The 17,340-nt window shown below is 72.5% G+C and carries 19 protein-coding genes; 11 read left to right on the top strand and 8 right to left on the bottom strand.

Features of this window, described 5'->3' with window-relative positions; translation table 11 throughout:
* Positions 1–5: 5 nt before the first annotated feature.
* The 7 genes from KMS84_RS21265 to KMS84_RS21235 all read right to left on the bottom strand — a co-directional run bounded on the left by KMS84_RS21265 (position 6) and on the right by KMS84_RS21235 (position 8,117).
* Positions 6–2,198, bottom strand: coding sequence for a pectinesterase family protein (locus tag KMS84_RS21265; protein WP_256917940.1), 2,193 nt, complete (start codon positions 2,196–2,198; stop codon positions 6–8).
* A gap of 82 nt (positions 2,199–2,280) precedes the next feature.
* Complete coding sequence (locus KMS84_RS21260) at positions 2,281–3,744, bottom strand: HAMP domain-containing sensor histidine kinase (RefSeq protein WP_256917939.1); 1,464 nt, start codon at positions 3,742–3,744, stop codon at positions 2,281–2,283.
* A complete protein-coding gene (locus KMS84_RS21255; RefSeq protein WP_256917938.1) occupies positions 3,741–4,478 on the bottom strand; it encodes a response regulator transcription factor in 738 nt (245 codons plus the stop codon). The genes KMS84_RS21260 and KMS84_RS21255 overlap by 4 nt, the downstream gene beginning before the upstream one ends.
* A gap of 119 nt (positions 4,479–4,597) precedes the next feature.
* The gene (locus KMS84_RS21250) at positions 4,598–4,807 is read right to left on the bottom strand and encodes a hypothetical protein (RefSeq protein WP_256917937.1); all 210 of its coding nucleotides are present in this window, start codon (positions 4,805–4,807) and stop codon (positions 4,598–4,600) included.
* Between the two features lie 31 nt (positions 4,808–4,838).
* Positions 4,839–6,047: a S1C family serine protease gene (locus KMS84_RS21245; protein ID WP_256917936.1), complete on the bottom strand. Its 1,209-nt coding sequence runs from the start codon at positions 6,045–6,047 to the stop codon at positions 4,839–4,841.
* 146 nt (positions 6,048–6,193) lie between these two features.
* Entirely contained in the window at positions 6,194–7,222 is a 1,029-nt protein-coding gene (locus tag KMS84_RS21240; RefSeq protein WP_256917935.1) for a LacI family DNA-binding transcriptional regulator, read from the bottom strand.
* A gap of 106 nt (positions 7,223–7,328) precedes the next feature.
* Positions 7,329–8,117 carry a winged helix-turn-helix transcriptional regulator gene (locus KMS84_RS21235; RefSeq protein ID WP_256917934.1) on the bottom strand — a complete coding sequence of 263 codons (789 nt, stop codon included), beginning with the start codon at positions 8,115–8,117 and terminating at the stop codon, positions 7,329–7,331.
* A 222-nt stretch (positions 8,118–8,339) separates the two neighbouring features.
* Here KMS84_RS21235 and KMS84_RS21230 point away from each other — a divergent pair, with 222 nt between their 5' ends.
* From KMS84_RS21230 to KMS84_RS21200, 8 genes are all read left to right on the top strand, one after another.
* Complete coding sequence (locus KMS84_RS21230; RefSeq protein ID WP_256917933.1) at positions 8,340–9,179, top strand: alpha/beta hydrolase family protein; 840 nt, start codon at positions 8,340–8,342, stop codon at positions 9,177–9,179.
* Positions 9,180–9,258: 79 nt separating this feature from the next.
* Entirely contained in the window at positions 9,259–9,513 is a 255-nt protein-coding gene (locus KMS84_RS21225) for a MoaD/ThiS family protein (protein WP_256917953.1), read from the top strand.
* A gap of 1 nt (position 9,514) precedes the next feature.
* Positions 9,515–11,014, top strand: a complete 1,500-nt coding sequence (locus KMS84_RS21220; protein ID WP_256917932.1) for a chromosomal replication initiator protein DnaA — start codon at positions 9,515–9,517, stop codon at positions 11,012–11,014.
* A 183-nt stretch (positions 11,015–11,197) separates the two neighbouring features.
* On the top strand, positions 11,198–11,935 hold the full coding sequence (locus KMS84_RS21215; RefSeq protein WP_256917931.1) for an LmeA family phospholipid-binding protein: 738 nt from the start codon (positions 11,198–11,200) through the stop codon (positions 11,933–11,935).
* 362 nt (positions 11,936–12,297) lie between these two features.
* Positions 12,298–12,381 carry an Ms5788A family Cys-rich leader peptide gene (locus KMS84_RS41905; protein WP_350818853.1) on the top strand — a complete coding sequence of 28 codons (84 nt, stop codon included), beginning with the start codon at positions 12,298–12,300 and terminating at the stop codon, positions 12,379–12,381.
* Positions 12,382–12,523: 142 nt separating this feature from the next.
* Entirely contained in the window at positions 12,524–13,363 is an 840-nt protein-coding gene (locus tag KMS84_RS21210; RefSeq protein WP_256917930.1) for a sulfurtransferase, read from the top strand.
* A 77-nt stretch (positions 13,364–13,440) separates the two neighbouring features.
* Positions 13,441–13,728: a DUF1416 domain-containing protein gene (locus KMS84_RS21205; RefSeq protein WP_007382995.1), complete on the top strand. Its 288-nt coding sequence runs from the start codon at positions 13,441–13,443 to the stop codon at positions 13,726–13,728.
* 80 nt (positions 13,729–13,808) lie between these two features.
* Positions 13,809–14,081, top strand: a complete 273-nt coding sequence (locus tag KMS84_RS21200; protein WP_256917929.1) for a DUF3099 domain-containing protein — start codon at positions 13,809–13,811, stop codon at positions 14,079–14,081.
* 27 nt (positions 14,082–14,108) lie between these two features.
* On the opposite strand, the gene KMS84_RS21195 is transcribed toward KMS84_RS21200, so the two are convergent.
* Complete coding sequence (locus KMS84_RS21195) at positions 14,109–14,471, bottom strand: DsrE family protein (RefSeq protein WP_256917928.1); 363 nt, start codon at positions 14,469–14,471, stop codon at positions 14,109–14,111.
* A 101-nt stretch (positions 14,472–14,572) separates the two neighbouring features.
* On the opposite strand from KMS84_RS21195, the gene KMS84_RS21190 reads away from it, so the two are divergent.
* From KMS84_RS21190 to KMS84_RS21180, 3 genes are read left to right on the top strand one after another with little or no spacing between them, the layout of a single operon-like run.
* On the top strand, positions 14,573–15,337 hold the full coding sequence (locus KMS84_RS21190; RefSeq protein WP_308287973.1) for a hypothetical protein: 765 nt from the start codon (positions 14,573–14,575) through the stop codon (positions 15,335–15,337).
* Positions 15,334–16,302: a hypothetical protein gene (locus KMS84_RS21185; protein WP_256917927.1), complete on the top strand. Its 969-nt coding sequence runs from the start codon at positions 15,334–15,336 to the stop codon at positions 16,300–16,302. Before KMS84_RS21190 ends, KMS84_RS21185 begins: the two co-directional genes overlap by 4 nt.
* Positions 16,299–17,228: a hypothetical protein gene (locus KMS84_RS21180; RefSeq protein WP_256917926.1), complete on the top strand. Its 930-nt coding sequence runs from the start codon at positions 16,299–16,301 to the stop codon at positions 17,226–17,228. Before KMS84_RS21185 ends, KMS84_RS21180 begins: the two co-directional genes overlap by 4 nt.
* Positions 17,229–17,340: the final 112 nt, after the last annotated feature.

The following is a 17,340-nucleotide window of genomic DNA, read 5'->3' as shown; positions in this document are numbered from 1 at the left end:
TCACGTCAGGACGCGCTGGGGGACCAGTCCCCCAGCCAGTCCGCGACCTCCTGGCCGGCGGCCTGCGCGTCGGTCAGCTGAGGGCGGTCGGTGCTCGCGGCGCCGGCCCCCGCGCCCTTGTTCCGGTACTCGGCGAACCGGTCGTCCCGCCACGAGAAGCCGCTCATGTCGGTCCAGGGCGCGGTCCGGATCGCCGCGCTCAGCGTGGTGTCGCGGACGGTGGCCTGCGGGTCGAGGCTCGCGTCGCCGCCGGCGTGCCAGGGACGGCCGAGGTAGAAGCTGCGGTCGGACACGTCGCCGTTCACCGTGGAGGCGTTGATCAGGATGCCCTTGCGGCCGGCGGCGGTGCTGGGGGCGGTGACATAGCCGGCCGAGGTGCCGTTCCAGCGCTTCTTCAGCGTGATGACCGACCTGTCGATCACCGCGGTGGCGCGGCCGAAGATGAAGTCGACGTTGCCGACGACGTACGAGTCGGCCATGTAGACGCGGCCCAGCCGTTCCTTGGACGCGGTGTCCAGCAGCAGGGTGTCCTGGTCGCCGCTGACGATCACGCCGTCCAGGAACACCTTGTCGGCGGCCGTCCGCAGGGCGACCGCCTGGCCGGCGATGTCCTGGTGGGCCCCCTCGTCGAAGTCGTTGGAGATGGTCAGGTTGCGGGCCTGGAAGTCGTCCGCCTCGACGGCGACGGTGGCGCTGCCGCCGGTGCCGTACGTGCCTCCGCCGGGCTTCGGGGTGCCCGACGCGTTGTTGTAGACGATCGTGGTGTCCTTGCGGCTGCCGCCGGTGCCCCGGATGGTGACGTGCGGCTTGTTGGACGGCACCTTGACCAGCTCGCGGTACGTGCCCGGCTTGACGGCGATCACGACGCGCGAGGCGTTGTTCGCCGGGACGGCGTTCACGGCGGCCTGCACCGTCGAGTACTGCCCGCTGCCGTCCTTGGCCACGGTGATCGTCGTCGCGGCGGCGGCCTTCGCCGAGGCCTCCTTCGCGGTCCCGGCCGTCGTCCTCGCCGTGGTCTGCGCCATGGTCTGCGCCGCCGTCGTCGACCCCGCGGCGGACGTCGTCGTGCCGATCGAACCGCGCGGGCCCGCACCCGACTTGAGCAACGCCGGCACGTCCGCGGCCTTGTCGAGGGTGTACGGGTAGTACGTCCTCGGGTTCCAGGCCGCGCCCGTGCCGCCGCTCTCGTTCCTGCCGCTCGTGCCGGAGAAGACGTTGCCGCGCTGGACGAGGGTCGCGGTGGCGTCGCGGATGACGGGGTTCGCCATGCCCTGGAAGGAGGAGTTCTCCAGGACCATGTTGGTCCGCCCGCGCGCGTAGTCGCCGTACGACGACCTGATGTCCGTCCCGGCCACATCCTCCAGGAAGTTGTTGTACAGGTGCGCGTGGGCGACGTTGTCCGTGGAGGGGTTGCGCTGCTCGGTCTCGCGGATCCAGTTGTGGTGGACCGTGATGTCGGCGGTGACGTTGTCGGTCCAGCCGATGCCGAACGCCTTGTTGTCCTGGCTGAGCTTGTTCCAGGACACGGTCAGATAAGTGGTGTCCTTGCGGCTGTCGATGAGCCCGTCGGCCATGTGCCGGATGTCGTTGTGGTCGATCCAGACATGGTGTGCGCCGTCCATCTGGATGCCGTCGAAGTCGTGCTCCTTGTCGTTCCAGACGCCCTGGTAGGCGTCCCGGATCGTCAGGTTGCGGATGATCACGTTGTGGACGCCCTGGCCGAGGAAGAACCCGCCGCCGACGATCTGGCCGGCGGTCCCGGAGCCCACGATCGTCTTGTCCGACCGGACCTTGATCTCCTTGCCGACCGGGTCCATCGTGATCGTCGCGGCGACGACGATGACGTACGGCTCGGCGGCCGTCGCGTACTTCTCCAGGTCGGCGAGGGTCTTCACGGTGACGGTCCGGCCGTCCCGGCCGCCGTAGGTGCCGTTCTGCCCGAGGGCGTCCACGGACGCGAAGCCGTCGGCGGAGGCGGTGGCCCAGGCGGGCGCGGTCGCGGCCGCGGCCCTCGCCTGCCCGGCCGCGCCGAAGAGCCCGGCGTCCGTGCCGAAGGCGAGGGCGCTCGCGGCGATCAGGACGAGGGGGACGCCGGCGGTCAGCGTCTTCCTGCCTCCGCGGCGACGGGACCCGACCGGACCTGCGGCCGGGGCGCGCGTCCCGGCCGGCTCCGTTGACGTGCGGCGATGCTCGCTCATACGGCGAACCCTTCCGTGTGGGGGGACTGACTGCGGGTGAGTCGCCGCCCGGTGCGGGAAGGTTGCCGAACTCGCGTGATTTCTAAGGGAGTTCCGGTGATCCGAGGGGGGGATCCTCCGGCGGGGGCGTCGGCGCCCCCGGCAGCCGGACCGTCGCCACCGTGCCGCCGCCGTCCGCGCGGGCCAGCGTCACCCGGCCGCCGGCCTGCTCCACCGTGCGGGCGACGATCGACAGACCGAGGCCGGAGCCGGGCAGGGCGCGCGCGCCGGGCGAGCGCCAGAACCGGTCGAAGACGTAGGGGAGTTCCTCGGCGAGGATGCCGGGACCGTGGTCGCGCACGGTCAGCGTGCCGCCCGCGAGCCGCACGTCGACCGTGCCGCCCTCGGGGCTGAACTTCACCGCGTTGTCCAGGATGTTGACCACCGCCCGCTCCAGCGCGGCCGGCTCCGCCCGGGTGTACCAGGGCTCCAGCGACGCGGTGATGGTGAGCTCCGGCCCGCGCAGCCTGGCCCGGCGCAGCGCCGACTCCACCGTCTCCTCCAGCGAGACCACCTGCACGCGCTCGCCGCGCTGGCCCTCGGAGCGGGACAGCTCCTGCAGGTCGCCGATGAGCGCGGCGAGCTCGGTCATCTGCGCCTTGACGGAGTCCAGCAGCGCCTTGCGGTCGGCGGCGGGGATCGGCCGCCCCGTCTCCTCGCTGCGCGTGAGCAGCTCGATGTTGGTGCGCAGCGAGGTCAGCGGGGTGCGCAGCTCGTGCCCGGCGTCCGCGATCAGCTGCTGCTGGAGCTCGTGGGAGCTGGCGAGGGAGGCGGTCATCGAGTTGAAGGAGCGCGAGAGCCGGGCGATCTCGTCGTCGCTGTCGTCCTCGACGGGGATGCGCACGTTCAGGTCCTCGGTGCGCGCCACGTGCTCGACGGCCTCGGTGAGCTTGTCGACGGGCCGCAGCCCGGCCCGGGCGACGGCCAGCCCGGCGGCGCCGGCGCCGAGCACTCCGACGCCGGAGACGAGGAGGAGGATCAGGGCGAGGTCGTTGAGGGTCGACTTGGTGCCCTTCAGGGACACGGCCACGACGAGTCCGACGTTGGGACCGGTGTCCCCCGTGACGGTGGTGGTGGCCAGCGGCTGGAGCATCACGCGCACCTCGTCGCCGTCGGCGTCGGTGCCGTTGCGGAAGTAGAGCTTGCCGGTGTCGCCGGTCCTGATCTCCTCCTTGTCGGCCTCGGTGACCTTGACCTTGCCGATGGAGGAGCCGAGGACGCAGACGGTCCCGTCCTCCTTGACCACCTGGATGTAGTTGTTGCGGTACGGGTTGTTGGTGTCCTGCTGGGATGTGGGGCAGTTGTTGATCGCCGCGTTGATCATCTGCTCCGGTGCGCGCATGCCCCGCTGCAGATCGTTGTTGACCTGGTCGTACAGCTTCCCCTGGACGATGAACCAGCAGGTCACCGATACCGCGGCCACCGCGAAGGCGACCGCCGAGGCGACCAGCATCGACAGCCGGGCCCGGATGGGCAGGGCCCGGAACCGCCGCAGGACCCTGTTCACTCGGCCCCGCCCTGCCGCAGCACGTACCCCACGCCCCGCACGGTGTGCACCAGGCGCGGTTCGCCGCCCGCCTCCGTCTTGCGCCGCAGGTACATCACGTACACGTCCAGCGAGTTGGACGACGGCTCGAAGTCGAAGCCCCAGACCGCCTTCAGGATCTGCTCCCGGGTGAGGACCTGACGCGGGTGCGCCAGGAACATCTCCAGCAGCGTGAACTCGGTGCGGGTCAGCTCGACCGGGCGGCCGCCCCGCGTCACCTCCCGGGTCGCGAGGTCCATGCGCAGGTCGGCGAAGGTCAGGGCCTCGTCGTCCGCGCCGGCCGCGGCGCCGGCCGCCGCCGCGTAGGAGCTGCGCCGCAGCAGGGCCCGCACCCGGGCGAAGAGCTCGTCGAGCTCGAACGGTTTGACGAGGTAGTCGTCGGCGCCCGCGTCCAGGCCCGTCACCCGGTCGCCGACCGTGTCGCGGGCCGTCAGCATCAGGATGGGGGTGGTGTCGCCCGCGCCCCGGATGCGGCGGGCCGCCGTCAGGCCGTCCATGCGGGGCATCTGGATGTCCAGCACGACCAGGTCGGGGCGGTAGGCCGTGGCCTTCTCCAGGGCGTCCGCGCCGTCCACGGCGACCTCCGTGCCGTAGCCCTCGAACGCGAGGCTGCGCTGGAGTGCTTCGCGCACCGCCGGCTCGTCGTCGACGATCAGGATGCGCTGGGTCTCACGGTCGCCTTCGGCGGGGCTCATGGGCGTGGGTTCCTCGGGTGTGGTGGGACGGCGGGAGGCCGGTCCTGCTGAACCTGCTGAGTGCGTTCAGCGTCGCACGGTTTGCGCGGTGTGCGGCAAGGGCCGGGACGCGGGCGGGGTCAGCCGCGCAGCGCCGCGAGCCGGTTCAGCGGCACCTTGCGCCGGTGCGGACGGGCCGCGGTGGTGCGCAGGCCCATGAGCTGCGGGGCCGCGACCTCGGGCGCGCGGTCCACCGCCGTCGGCGGGTGCAGTTCGCCCGCCACGTCGAGGGCCAGGGCGAGGTCGGCCGCGCCGACGCCGGTCACCGTGTGCGAAACCTTCTGGATCATGAGGTGCTCCCTGGCTCGGTCGGTGGTGGGTTCAGCTGTCGGAGCCGCCGGCCCGCAGGGTGGCGAGGTCGGCCTTGACGGTGTTGATCGGGATGGCGAAGCCGAGGCCGACGCTGCCGGCGTCGGAGGAGGACGAGTCCGCCGCGGCCGAGTACATCGCGGAGTTGATGCCGATGATGTTGCCGCCGGCGTCGATGAGCGCGCCGCCGGAGTTGCCGGGGTTGAGGGAGGCGTCGGTCTGTAGGGCCTTGTAGGTCGTCGTGGACGAGCCGGTGTCGCCGTTGAACTGGCGGCCGCCGAACTGGAAGGGCCAGTTGCCCCCGCCGCCGCCCTGCTGCTGGCCCTGGTTCTCGTCCGTGGAGACGGTCACGTCCCGGTGCAGGGCGGAGACGATGCCGCTGGTGACGGTGCCGGTCAGGCCCTCGGGGGAGCCGATCGCCACGACCGTGTCGCCGACCTTGACGCCGTCGGAGTTGCCCAGGGTCGCCGGCTTGAGCCCGGAGGCGTTCGCCAGCTTGATCAGCGCGAGGTCCTTCTTGCTGTCGGTGCCGACGACCTTGGCCGTGTACGACGTGCCGTCGCTGGTCGTCACCTTGATCGCGTCAGCGCCCGAGACGACGTGGTTGTTGGTGACGATCTCGCCGTTCGCGGTGATGACCACGCCGGAGCCGGTGGACGTCCCGTTGGCGAGCGTGGCGCTGACCTCGACGACGCTCGGGCTGACCGTCGCCGCGATGGTGGCCACGTCCCCCGTCTTGCTGGACGGCACCACGCTGGTGGTGGTGGACGAGGAGACCACCGTGTCCTTGCCGGTGAGCTCCTGGATGCCGTAGGCCGTGCCGCCGCCTATCGCGGCCGCCACCACCGCCACGGCGGCGAGCAGCGCGAACGGGCCGCGGGCGCGCTTCTTCCGGTCGGGGGGAGTCGGTCCGGCGGCCATCGGGCCCAGCGGAGCGGGTCCGTCGCCGTGGCCCCCGCCGTGACCGTCGTGACCTCCGCCGTGGACCCCGCCGTGGCCGTCGCCCGCGCCGCCCGCGGTCTGCGTCTGCCGGACGGCGGTGGGCTCGACCGGCGTCTGCGCGGCCGGCCGGTACGCCGGCGGGGGCGGCCACTCCGGGTTCACCGGGGAGGGGGGCACGGGAGAGGCGGACGCGGGGGAGGAGGCGTGCTGCCGGGCGCCCTCGTACGGGGCCTGGTACGGGTTCTCGTACTCGCCGCTGCGGCGGAAGCTCTCGGTCATGGGGAGAAGCCTGTCGCCTCACCATGAGAGCTCCCTGAGTGCTCCCTGAGAACGCGGGCAGAACCTCGTATGTCCGCCATAAAGGCCGAACCGGCCGTTGGGCGGGCCCTCTCAGACGGGTCTCATGAAGCCCGCCCGCCGCCGCCCTACGGCTGCTCGCACCCGCAGGAACGGCGGGCGACCAGACGGGACGGGAACACCTTGAGCCGCTCGCGCCGCGCCCCGGCCACCCGCAGCCCGTCGTCCAGGACGAGGTCGACCGCGGCCCGGGCCATCGCCGAGCGGTCCGATGCGATCGTTGTCATGGGCGGGTCGGCGAGGGCCGCTTCCTTGATGTCGTCGAAGCCGATGACCGCCAGCTCGCCGGGCACGTCGATGCGCAGCTCGCGCGCCGCGCGCAGCAGGCCGATGGCCTGGTCGTCGGTGGAGCAGAAGACGGCCGGCGGCCGGTCGGGGCCGGACAGCAGCTCCAGGGAGACGCGGTAGGCGTCGTAGCGGTTGTACGGCGCTTCGAAGAGACGGCCCTCGGTGCTCAGGCCCGCCTCGTCCATGGCGCGCCGCCAGCCCTCGACGTGGTCGGAGACGGGGTCGCCGACGGAGGGGGTCTCGGCGGTGCCGCCGACGCAGGCCACGTAGGGGTGCCCGTGCTCCAGCAGGTGGCGCACGGCGAGCTGGGCCCCGCCGAGGTCGTCGGTGACGACGGCGACGTCGTCGATGGCCTCGGGGCGTTCGTGCAGCAGGACCACCCGGGCGTCCCAGGCGTCGATCTCGGCGGCCGCCTGGTCGTTGAGCGCGTGGCTGACGAGGATCAGGCCGGAGACCCGCATCCCGAGGAACGCCCGCAGGTAGTGGACCTCGCGCTCGGCGACGTAGTCGGTGTTGCCGACCAGCACCATCTTCCCGCGCTCGGAGGCGGCCTGCTCGACCGCGTGCGCCATCTCGCCGAAGAACGGCTGACGGGCGTCGGGGATGATCAGGCCTATGAGGTCGGTGCGCCGGGACGCCATCGCCTGGGCGACCCGGTCGGGCCGGTACCCCAGCTCCTTGATGGCGGCGAGGACACGCTCGCGCGTGGCCGGGGCGACCGGCCGGGGTCCGTTGTTGATGACGTAGCTGACGACGGCGGTCGAAGTCCCCGCCAGGCGCGCCACATCATCCCGAGTCACCTTTGCCACGCGCGGAGTCTACGCGGATGGACCCGCCCTGGGCAGGGCGGACGGAACCCTTCCCGGTGCGTGGACAGTGCCCCGTCCGGGCAGGTGCGGGGCCTACCGGCGGGTACTACGCGTCCGCCGGGACCTCGGCGGCGCCGCGGGCGGCCGCGTTGTCCGCATCCTCCGTCTTTGCCCGCTCGGAGCGGTCCGACGCGGTCTTCGCCTCGTCGCTCGCCCGCTCCCCCTTCTCGGGGGTAACGAATCGGTAACCGACGTTGCGGACCGTTCCGATCAGCGACTCGTGCTCGGGCCCGAGCTTGGCGCGCAGACGCCGTACGTGGACGTCGACCGTGCGGGTGCCGCCGAAGTAGTCGTAGCCCCAGACCTCCTGGAGCAGCTGCGCGCGCGTGAACACCCGCCCGGGGTGCTGGGCCAGGTACTTCAGGAGCTCGAACTCCTTGAACGTGAGGTCCAGGACGCGTCCCTTCAGCTTCGCGCTGTAGGTCGCCTCGTCCACCGACAGGTCGCCGTTGCGGATCTCCATCGGGGAGTCGTCGGCCACGATCTGCTGGCGGCCCATGGCCAGCCGCAGACGCGCCTCGACCTCGGCCGGACCGGCCGTGTCGAGCAGGACGTCGTCGATGCCCCAGTCGGCGGTCACGGCCGCGAGGCCGCCCTCGGTGACGACCAGGACGAGCGGACAGCCCGGGCCGGTGGAGCGCAGCAGCTGGCACAGGCTGCGGACCTGGGGGAGGTCACGGCGGCCGTCGATGAGGATGACGTCGGCGCCGGGGGTGTCGACCAGGGCCGGGCCTTCCGCCGGGGCCACCCGCACGTTGTGCAGGAGCAGGCCGAGGGCCGGCAGTACTTCCGTCGACGGCTGGAGAGCGTTGGTCAGGAGCAGCAGAGAACTCATATGTCTGGTTCCTCCTCGGTCCCTGCGTGGGGCCCCTCCCGCGCCTTGGGGCAGTGGGGGAGTCGTGCGGCACTGCGGCTCTGCTCGCGTTCCCGGGTGCCGTACACCCACGGCCACCTGGTGTTTCCCACCCGGTCGCCGTGTCGTATACAACGCTTCCGAAAGCACGAAAGGACCCGGGGGCTGCGCTGCCCGAGTCCTCTGTCCAGCAGAATAGCCCACATGAGCAGGAGCCCGGCAGGTCGTGTGGCACGTTCCACCGTTCGTCCGAATTACGAGACGGGCAGGTGCGCACCATTGCGGACGTTTCTGACCACCGCAGACGGGGTTTCGCTCGATTCCGTATACGAACCGGGTGAGGTCGTATACGACACGTGCGGGTCACCCGTCCGTCGTCCGGTGTTCGTCGTCGCACACGGGTTCACGGGGGACGTGGACCGCCCGCACCTGCGCCGGGTGGCCGCCGTCCTCGCCCGGCGCGGAGCCGTCGTCACCTTCTCCTTCCGGGGGCACGGCCGCTCCGGCGGCCGCTCCACCGTCGGCGACCGCGAGGTGCTGGACCTCGCCGCGGCCGTCGAGTGGGCGCGCTCGCTCGGGCACACGCGCGTGGTGACCGTCGGCTTCTCCATGGGCGGCTCGGTGGTCCTGCGGCACGCGGCCCTGCCCGGGCAGGGCGTGGACGCCGTCGTCTCCGTGAGCGCGCCCGCCCGCTGGTACTACCGCGGCACGGCTCCCATGCGCCGGCTGCACTGGCTGGTCACCCGCCCGGCCGGCCGGCTGGTGGGCCGCTACGGATTCCGCACCCGCATCCACCACCGGGACTGGGACCCGGTGCCGCCCTCCCCCGTCGAGTCGGCGCCGAAGATCGCGCCCACCCCGCTGCTGATCGTGCACGGCGACCGGGACGGCTACTTCCCCCTCGACCACCCGCGCATGCTGGCCGAGGCCAGCGCCGGCCACGGCGAACTCTGGCTGGAGCACGGCATGGGCCACGCCGAGCACGCCGCCGACGACGGGCTGCTGGCCCGCATCGCGGACTGGGCGGTCGCACGGGCGGGCTAGCCTGGGCCGTGTCGACCGCCGTGTCGACCACCGAGACGCGAGTGACGACACGAAGCGACGAACGGACATGAGGGACGAGATGGCGAAGGTCACGGTGCGCTACTGGGCGGCCGCCAAGGCCGCGGCCGGAGTCGCCGAGGAGCCGCACCACGCGGCCACGCTCGCCGAGGCGCTCGACGCCGCACGGGAGCGACACCCCGGCGAACTCGTGCGTGTCCTGCGGCGATGCTCGTTCCTCGTCGACGGTGATCCCGTGGGCACCCGCGCACATGAGACGGTACGGCTGGCCGACGGCGGCACGGTCGAGGTGCTCCCGCCGTTCGCAGGAGGGTGAGATGACCGACCAGCCGTACGACGCCTCTTATCAGGGGGAACGCCCCCACCGGGGCTACGAGGGCTACGAGGGCTACCAGGGCCACGAGGGCTACCAGGGCCCCGACGGCTACGAGGGCCACCAGGGGCACGACCCGCGGGCCCCGCAGCCGCAGGACCCGCAGGCATGGCCCGGGCAGCAGCAGGGGTACGACGACCCGCAGGCCCAGCCGCACCACACCCAGCAGTGGCAGGGCCAGACCTGGGAGACCAGCGTGCAGCAGCCGGTCACCGCGGCCGACCCGGCCCGCACCGACGACGGCCCGGGGTACGGCACCCCGCAGCCCGCCTACGGCGACCGGCAGACCTCGTACGGCGACCAGCAGCCCGCCTACGGGGACCACCAGCCCGCTCACGGCGACCGGCAGACCCCGTACGGCCACCAGCAGGCCGCCTTCGGCGGTCAGCCGTCCGTCCACGGCGACCCGCAGTCCCCCTACGGCGGCTCCCCGGCGTACGGCGTCGCCGCCACCGGCCACGGTCACGCCCCCTCCGCGTACGGAGCGCCGTCGGGCGCGGGGCCGCTGCCGCCGGAGCACCGCTCCGCGGGCGGCGACCGACAGGCCGCCCCGGTTCCGGCCCCGGCCCCGCGCCACGGGGCCCCCGCGTCCCCGGCTCCCGCGCCGGCCGCGGCCGCCGGCCCGGACACCGGCTCCCCGACCACCGGCCCGACCTACGGCCCCGCCACCCTCGCGGGCAACGCCCGCATCACCGACGCCCAGCGGGCCCGCCTGGAGGGGCGCTCGCCGATCATCGAGCCGGGCATGCAGCCCGCCGCGCTCACCGCGCTCCTCGGCCTGCTCCTGTCCGGCGCCGCGGCGATCGGAACCTACGCCCTCCTCGTGCCGCTGGTCGCGCTCCAGGCCGTCACGGCGGCGGGCTGGTTCCGGCTGAACGGCATGTGGCCGGCCCGGCAGGGCATCGCGCTCGCCTTCCTCGGCGCGCTGGTCTCCGACGTCGTCCTCCTCGCGGCCGGCCGTGAGCACGCGCCCGCCGCGATCCTGGGCACCCTCGGCGTCTGGGTGCTGCTCTGTCTGGTCCTGCAACTGCGTTCGCACGCGGACCCCGACGAGCGCATGTACGGGCTGATGGCGACCGTCGCCTCCTCCGCCCTGGCCGTCCTGGCCACCGGCCACCTCGGCGCCGAGCCGGACGCGGTGACGGTCGGCGCGGCCGCGGTGGCCGTCGCCGTCCTGGCCCGCGCGCTGCCGCTGCCCACCCCGGCCTCCGTCGTGGTGGCGCTGCTCGCCGCGGCGGGCGCGGGCATCGCCGTCGGCCAGATGACCGGCATGGGCGCCCGCGGCGCGCTGCTCGGCGCGGGCGCCGCGGTCTGCGCCCTCATCGGCCACCGGGTCGCGAGCTACGACTACCCCTCCCGGTTCGTCCACTTCACGGCGGGCGTCGCCCTGCCGCTGGCCGCCGCCGCCCCGGCGGTCTACGTGCTGGGACGGGCGCTGGCGTAGGGCCGGCCGGGGTGGGCGGGAACCGTGGGAATCTGTCACAGGTGATCGACAATTCGGTGGTGTCCTGCGTGTGCGGGGTTACCTTGAACCGTTGTCAGTGAGATCCGGCCGGTCCTGGTGGACCGGCCTTCGTGGACCGTTCACCGTGAACCGTTCAGGCCATCCGGGTGGGGGAACTGCCGCATGCGTGCGCTTCGAATACTGCTGGTCGTCGTCGTGGTCCTGGGCGGCCTGTTCGTGCTCGCGGACCGCCTCGCCGTGAACTTCGCGGAGGGCGAGGTCGCCGACAAGCTGAAGTCCCGCGAGGGCCTGGCCGCCACGCCGGACGTGTCCATCAAGGGCTTCCCCTTCCTCACGCAGGTCGTCGGCGGCTCGCTGGACGACGTCGAGGTCGGCATCAGCGACTACGAGGCGGCCACCGGCACCAGCGGCCGGACCATCCGCATCGACGACCTCCAGGCGGACATGAAGGGCGTCGAGTTCTCCGGCGACTACAGCTCCGCGACCGCCGCCAGCGCCACCGGCACCGCGTCCATCACCTACGCCGAGCTGCTGAAGACCGCGAAGTCCGAGCCCACGCAGGTGGTGCAGGGCGTGACCGCCAACGTGATCGGCCTCTCCGACGGCGGCAACGGCAAGATCAAGGTCGCCGTCCAGGCCACCGTGCTCGGCACCAAGCTGCCGCAGCCCGTCTACGTGCTCAGCACGGTCACCGTCGAGGGCGACACGGTCCGCGTGCACGCCGACTCGCTGCCCAGCTTCGGCGGGGTGCGGGCCGCCGAGAACGAGGTGCGCTCGATCACCGACTTCCAGCAGAAGATCGACGACCTCCCCGGCGGGATCAAGCTCGACAAGGTGGTCGCCGCGCAGAACGGCGTGGACATCTCGGTGAAGGGTTCGAACGTCAGGCTCGCCGGGTAGGACCGACTGACCACGGCCCGGCGCTCACCGGCCACGGGCGACGCGTCAGGGACCACGGGTCATGGACCACGGCCCATCGGCCACGGGTCATGGACCACGGCCCACCGGCCGGCGCTCACCCATCCCCGGTCCCCGATCAGCGATCACCAGCCGTGGCCCCCTGACGGCCACCGACATGGACGGTGACCGTCCGACAGGCGAGACGCGCGCGTCCGCCCGACAGCTGTGACGACCGCTACACGCGCCCGGAACCCGTGTCCCCACGGCCCGGGCGCTCGTCGTATCCCGACATGCGGACGATCGCGTCTCACTATGCGGAGCGCTGGTGACATGGCCGCCCGTCCGTCCCTACGATCGACGGCATGATGCAGCGACAGGCGGATCTCACGAAGCGGCGGGCAGTAGACCTGTGCCGCGTCGCCGCCATGCTCTGTCGCCCCTTCTGAGCGGAAGCGCCGCCGGCCTTCCGCGCCTCCCGGCGCCCTCGAACCGAGGGCATCCGTGCGCCGCCCGCCGGCGAGCCCCGGCCGCGCACCCTCTGTCTTTTCCTGCACACCCCCGCCGTAACTGCCCCGGAGGAGAACGAGCATGAGCCGCAGCGACGTCCTGGTCGACGCCGACTGGGTCGAGGCCAACCTCGACAACGCCGACATCGCCATCGTCGAGGTCGACGAGGACACGTCCGCGTACGAGAAGAACCACATCAGGAACGCGATCCGGATCGACTGGACCAAGGACCTCCAGGACCCGGTCCGCCGTGACTTCGTCGACCAGGAGGGCTTCGAGAAGCTCCTGTCCTCGAAGGGCATCGCCAACGACACGCTGGTGATCCTCTACGGCGGCAACAACAACTGGTTCGCGTCCTACGCCTACTGGTACTTCAAGCTCTACGGCCACGAGAACGTCAAGCTTCTCGACGGCGGCCGCAAGAAGTGGGAGCTCGACGCCCGCGAGCTGGTCGAAGAGGTGCCCGAGCGCACGGAGACCTCCTACCAGGCCAAGCCCCAGAACAAGGCCATCCGCGCCTTCCGCGACGACGTGGTGGCGGCCATCGGTTCGCAGAACCTGGTCGACGTGCGCTCGCCCGACGAGTTCAGCGGCAAGCTGCTCGCACCCGCGCACCTGCCGCAGGAGCAGTCGCAGCGCCCGGGCCACGTCCCGTCGGCCCGCAACATCCCGTGGTCGAAGAACGCCAACGACGACGGCACCTTCAAGTCGGACGACGAGCTCAAGGCGCTCTACGCCGACGAGCAGGTCGACCTGGCCAAGGACACCATCGCGTACTGCCGCATCGGCGAGCGCTCGGCCCTGACCTGGTTCGTGCTGCACGAGCTGCTGGGCGTGGAGAACGTCAAGAACTACGACGGCTCCTGGACCGAGTACGGCTCCCTCGTCGGCGTCCCGATCGAGCTCGGCGCCAACAAGTAACCAGGCCGCGCCCACCGGGCGAACGGACAAGAAGCGAACCCGACCGGCCTTCCGGTCAGACATCTCTGGAGAAGCACATGTGTGGAGCGAAGGCCGGCGGCCCGGACGCCTCGACGATCAAGCCCGGTGAGACCACCATCCAGGGTCAGGTGACCCGGGACGGCGAGCCGGTGGTCGGATACGTCCGCCTGCTGGACTCGACCGGCGAGTTCACCGCGGAGGTCCCGACCTCCGCCACCGGACAGTTCCGCTTCTACGCGGCCGAGGGCACCTGGACCGTGCGCGCCCTCGTCCCCGGCGGCACCGCCGACCGCACCGTCGTCGCCCAGCAGGGCGGCCTCGCGGAGGTCGCGATCGCGGTCTGAGCGACCGGCGGAGGGCCGTGTCCCACGGGTTGGACGCCCGGGACGCGGCCCTTCGCCGTGTCCCGGCCTACCCTGGACACATGCTGGCCCGCCGACGGCACGTGTACTTCGCGATGATGGGCACCTGCATCGCGCTGTTCGTGCTGGCCTGGGCCGTCGTGCGCCTGTGGTCGGTGCCGGCGGCCGTCGGCATGTGCGTCGTGGCCATGCTCATTCCGCCGGTGGCCGCCATGGTCGCCAACCGGCGCGGCCCGGACGACCGCTGGTGGGACGACCCCTCGGGCGACCCCAAGTCCGACGAGTGGTGGGACGAGCTGGACGGCAGACACCGCCGCCCCGGCGACCGCCCCTGACCGCCCCGCCACCGCCCCGCAGGCTCGCTAGTACACGAGCGCCTGCGTCCCGTCCGCCAGCGCCTCCTGCACGAACACCTGGGCGCCGGCGATCCGCACCCCCTCGACGACGTCCTTCTCCGTGATGTCCCGACGGGCCGCGCACTGGGTGCACAGGGTGAGACGGCCGCCGGCCAGCACCGAGTCGATCAAATCGGGCAGCGGGGCCGCGTGCGGGAGCTCGAACTCGGCGGCCCGCCCCGGCAGCGCGAACCACGCGGACTCCCCGGTCAGCCACAGCGACACCTCGACCCCACTGGCCACGGCCACCGCCGCCACCGTGAACGCCTGCGAGCACCGCTCGGGAGCGTCCGCCCCCGCCGTCACCTTGATCACGAGCTTCTTCGCCATGCCTGAATCGTAATCAAGTCCCCTACAACTGCCGGTGATCACCATGGGTCTCCTGTGCGACGCGCGACGCCTGCGCGCTACACACTTCTGAGGGGGATGTCGTGGAAGGTCCGGAAAGGGTCGACGAGGCCGAGCCGGTCAGCGCTCGTCCCGGCCCCCGGCCCCGTGGCCGTACGACGCTGATGATCGCCGGAGCGGCCGTGCTCGGGATCGTCGCCGGCGTCTGCACCGGATACGTGATCCAGGCCGGCCGTGCGCCCACCGCGCTGCCGTCGCTCTCCCAGCCCGTCGTCGGCCAGGCGGTGGGCGAGGTCGAGCCGCTGTCGGCGGCGCAGGACCGCCGGGTCAGGACCGACGGCGACCTGCGCAAGGCGCTGATCGCACCGCCCGCGGGAGCCAAGGACAGCCGGACTCCGAGGGGCAGGGACGGCTGGGCGGACCTGCCCACGTACGCGAACGGCTACAAGGGCCCCGCCACCACGTTCGACGACCTCGTCACCGACGAGTTCCGCCGGGCGGCCACGGTCTCGTGGCGGGTGGGGGAGACGTACAGCGTGCACATCAACCTCGTGCAGTTCCGCCAGGAGAGCAAGAGGGCGGCGTTGGAGTGGGCCGAGAACGGCCGCTACTGGGCCGCCAAGGAGCCCGACACCCGCGACTGGCACGTCCCCGGCACCGGAGACGGCAACGGGGTGGCGTACGTGCACGACACCCCCGACCGGAAGCCGGGCTACCTCCCGCTGTACGAGGCCGAGGCGTACGCCTGGCGCGCGGACGTCTGCATGGAGATCCACGTGTACGACAGCAAGCCGATCCCGAAGGCGAAGATCATGGACCTGGCCGAGCGGCAGGTGGGCAAGCTGTGAGCGAGACGCCCGAGACCCCGAAAGCCCCCGAGGACCTCGAGACGCCCGAGACCCCGGAAGCCCTCGAGAGCCCCGAGCACCCCGAGAGTCCCGAGTCCCCGCGGGCGGCCGGTCCCGACGCCGACGCCGGGGAGGGGGCCGCCGTCGCGGAGTCAGCCGGTACGCGGCCGGCCCTCCCCGGGACCCGCCGCACCGGCCGGATCGCCGCCGTGACGGGCTCCCTCCTGCTGGCGTGCGCGGTCCTCGGCGGTGTCGGCTTCACCGTCGTGACCGTGCGCGGCGCCGACCGCGACCACGCCGGTCCCACCTGGACCTTCCCGGACACGCCCGCCGAGGGCGAGGACGGAGCCGGCGGCAAGGGCGCGACGAAGGACCCGAAGAAGGGCGCCGCGGCCGGGGCGGGGCTGAGCGCCCTGTTGGTGCCGTTCGGCACCGACGGCTTCCAACCCGGCCCGGACATGCGCGAGTTCGGACCGGACGCCGAGTTCGGCGGCGCGCAGGCCACCGCCCTGCGCAAGGAGTCGATCAAGGATCTGCCCAGCGCCTCACGCCGGAAGCTGGAGAAGCTGATCGACAAGGAGCCCGTCAAGGGCCTGGCGATGCGCAGCTACGCCGTCCACCGGTCCGACTACAACAGCAAGGACACGATCGTCTTCAGCGTGTCCCTGTCCCGCATGCGGACCGGGACGGCCGCGCGCCGGTCGGCGTCCGACTTCAACGCCTTCTTCACCGCCGTGGACGCCTTCCGCAAGGGACCGAGGATCGAGGGCCACCCGGACGCGCGGTGTGCCGTGAGCCCCAAGGGCGAGGACGAGGACCTGGGCGTGGCGGTGTGCTCCGCAGCGGTGGGGGACGTGCTGGTCAGCCTCTCGTCGACGGCCCCCGACCCGATCGACGGCCCGTTCGTCGCCAAGTTCTTCGCCGCACAACTCGACCGCATCGACGACCCGGGACAGGCCGTATGACCACCGAGCGCCCCCGACCGCTGCCCGACCCCCAGCTCCCGCCGGAACCGCGCCCGGAGCAGACGGAGGCGTCGGCGGCGATCCCGGAACCCGCCCCCGGGACCGCTTCGCACCCGGCCCCCGGAGGGGCCCCCGACGCGGCGCCGGAAACCGCGCCCGCCCCCAGGGACCGCCGCGTGCTGCGGGCCGTCCTTCGCTGGACCGCCGTCGTCACCGCCTTCGCGGCCCTCGGGGCGGGCACGGCCTACGGCATCACGCGCATGGAACGGACGGACCTGCCCGGACTGGCCACGAAGCCGGACGGCCGCTGGGCCTACCCGGACATCACCATGCCGCCGCTGCCCGCCGGCAGCCGGCACCCGTTCGACACCAGGAACTGGGCGGCCGCCCACTACGCCGACCTGCGCGCGCTGCGTCTGCCCGCCCCCGACGGCGCGACCGAGGACAAGGCGCTGCGCGGCGTCGACGGCTGGCTGGCGACGAAGGACTTCCTGGCGGTGTTCGAGGCGAAGCAGGACCGGGCCGAGGTCGCGCAGCTGCTCACCGACAACGGCCTGCGTCACATCGCGGCCCGCGGCTGGACCACCGCGGACGGCACGCACACCGGCGTCTACCTGCTTCAGTTCGACACGGGGACGGTCGCCGAGCGGGTGAACGACGACCTCACCTCGTTCGCCGCCCCCGTGCACGCGGCACGCGGCGCGGCCGAGACGGAGTTCGACGAGGGCTACCCGACGCCCGCGGACCTCCCGAACGTCAAGCGTCAGGCCTACGACGAGGTGAAGCCGTACGGCGCGGAGCAGCTGCGCCAGGCCTATCTTCAGGCGGGCGACGTCGTCGCCCTCGTCCTGCAGTCCCGCAGGGGCGCCGCGGCGGCCGTCCCCTTCCAGCAGACGGTCACCCTTCAGAGCCAGCTGCTGAGCTGACGTCCGCGAGGGCGTACCTCGCAGGGAGGGCCGGGGCCCGGCCGCGTAAGCTGGGGCCCGGCCCTGTCGTACGTGTCCCGAGTCGTACGCACCCCGAAGCACGCTCATCCGA

The organism is Streptomyces hilarionis, from assembly GCF_024539675.1.
GTDB lineage: Bacteria > Actinomycetota > Actinomycetes > Streptomycetales > Streptomycetaceae > Streptomyces > Streptomyces hilarionis.
This window is presented reverse-complemented; position numbering and strand designations above follow the sequence as displayed.

Excerpts from the sequence above, each read along its gene's own strand:
- KMS84_RS21265 (WP_256917940.1), bottom strand. The coding sequence starts at position 2,198 with ATGAGCGAGCATCGCCGCACGTCAACGGAGCCGGCCGGGACGCGCGCC.
- KMS84_RS21255 (WP_256917938.1), bottom strand. The coding sequence starts at position 4,478 with ATGAGCCCCGCCGAAGGCGACCGTGAGACCCAGCGCATCCTGATCGTC.
- KMS84_RS21250 (WP_256917937.1), bottom strand. The coding sequence starts at position 4,807 with ATGATCCAGAAGGTTTCGCACACGGTGACCGGCGTCGGCGCGGCCGAC.
- KMS84_RS21245 (WP_256917936.1), bottom strand. The coding sequence starts at position 6,047 with ATGACCGAGAGCTTCCGCCGCAGCGGCGAGTACGAGAACCCGTACCAG.
- KMS84_RS21235 (WP_256917934.1), bottom strand. The coding sequence starts at position 8,117 with ATGAGTTCTCTGCTGCTCCTGACCAACGCTCTCCAGCCGTCGACGGAA.
- KMS84_RS21230 (WP_256917933.1), top strand. The coding sequence starts at position 8,340 with ATGAGCAGGAGCCCGGCAGGTCGTGTGGCACGTTCCACCGTTCGTCCG.
- KMS84_RS21225 (WP_256917953.1), top strand. The coding sequence starts at position 9,259 with ATGGCGAAGGTCACGGTGCGCTACTGGGCGGCCGCCAAGGCCGCGGCC.
- KMS84_RS21220 (WP_256917932.1), top strand. The coding sequence starts at position 9,515 with ATGACCGACCAGCCGTACGACGCCTCTTATCAGGGGGAACGCCCCCAC.
- KMS84_RS21215 (WP_256917931.1), top strand. The coding sequence starts at position 11,198 with ATGCGTGCGCTTCGAATACTGCTGGTCGTCGTCGTGGTCCTGGGCGGC.
- KMS84_RS41905 (WP_350818853.1), top strand. The coding sequence starts at position 12,298 with ATGATGCAGCGACAGGCGGATCTCACGAAGCGGCGGGCAGTAGACCTG.
- KMS84_RS21210 (WP_256917930.1), top strand. The coding sequence starts at position 12,524 with ATGAGCCGCAGCGACGTCCTGGTCGACGCCGACTGGGTCGAGGCCAAC.
- KMS84_RS21205 (WP_007382995.1), top strand. The coding sequence starts at position 13,441 with ATGTGTGGAGCGAAGGCCGGCGGCCCGGACGCCTCGACGATCAAGCCC.
- KMS84_RS21200 (WP_256917929.1), top strand. The coding sequence starts at position 13,809 with ATGCTGGCCCGCCGACGGCACGTGTACTTCGCGATGATGGGCACCTGC.
- KMS84_RS21195 (WP_256917928.1), bottom strand. The coding sequence starts at position 14,471 with ATGGCGAAGAAGCTCGTGATCAAGGTGACGGCGGGGGCGGACGCTCCC.
- KMS84_RS21180 (WP_256917926.1), top strand. The coding sequence starts at position 16,299 with ATGACCACCGAGCGCCCCCGACCGCTGCCCGACCCCCAGCTCCCGCCG.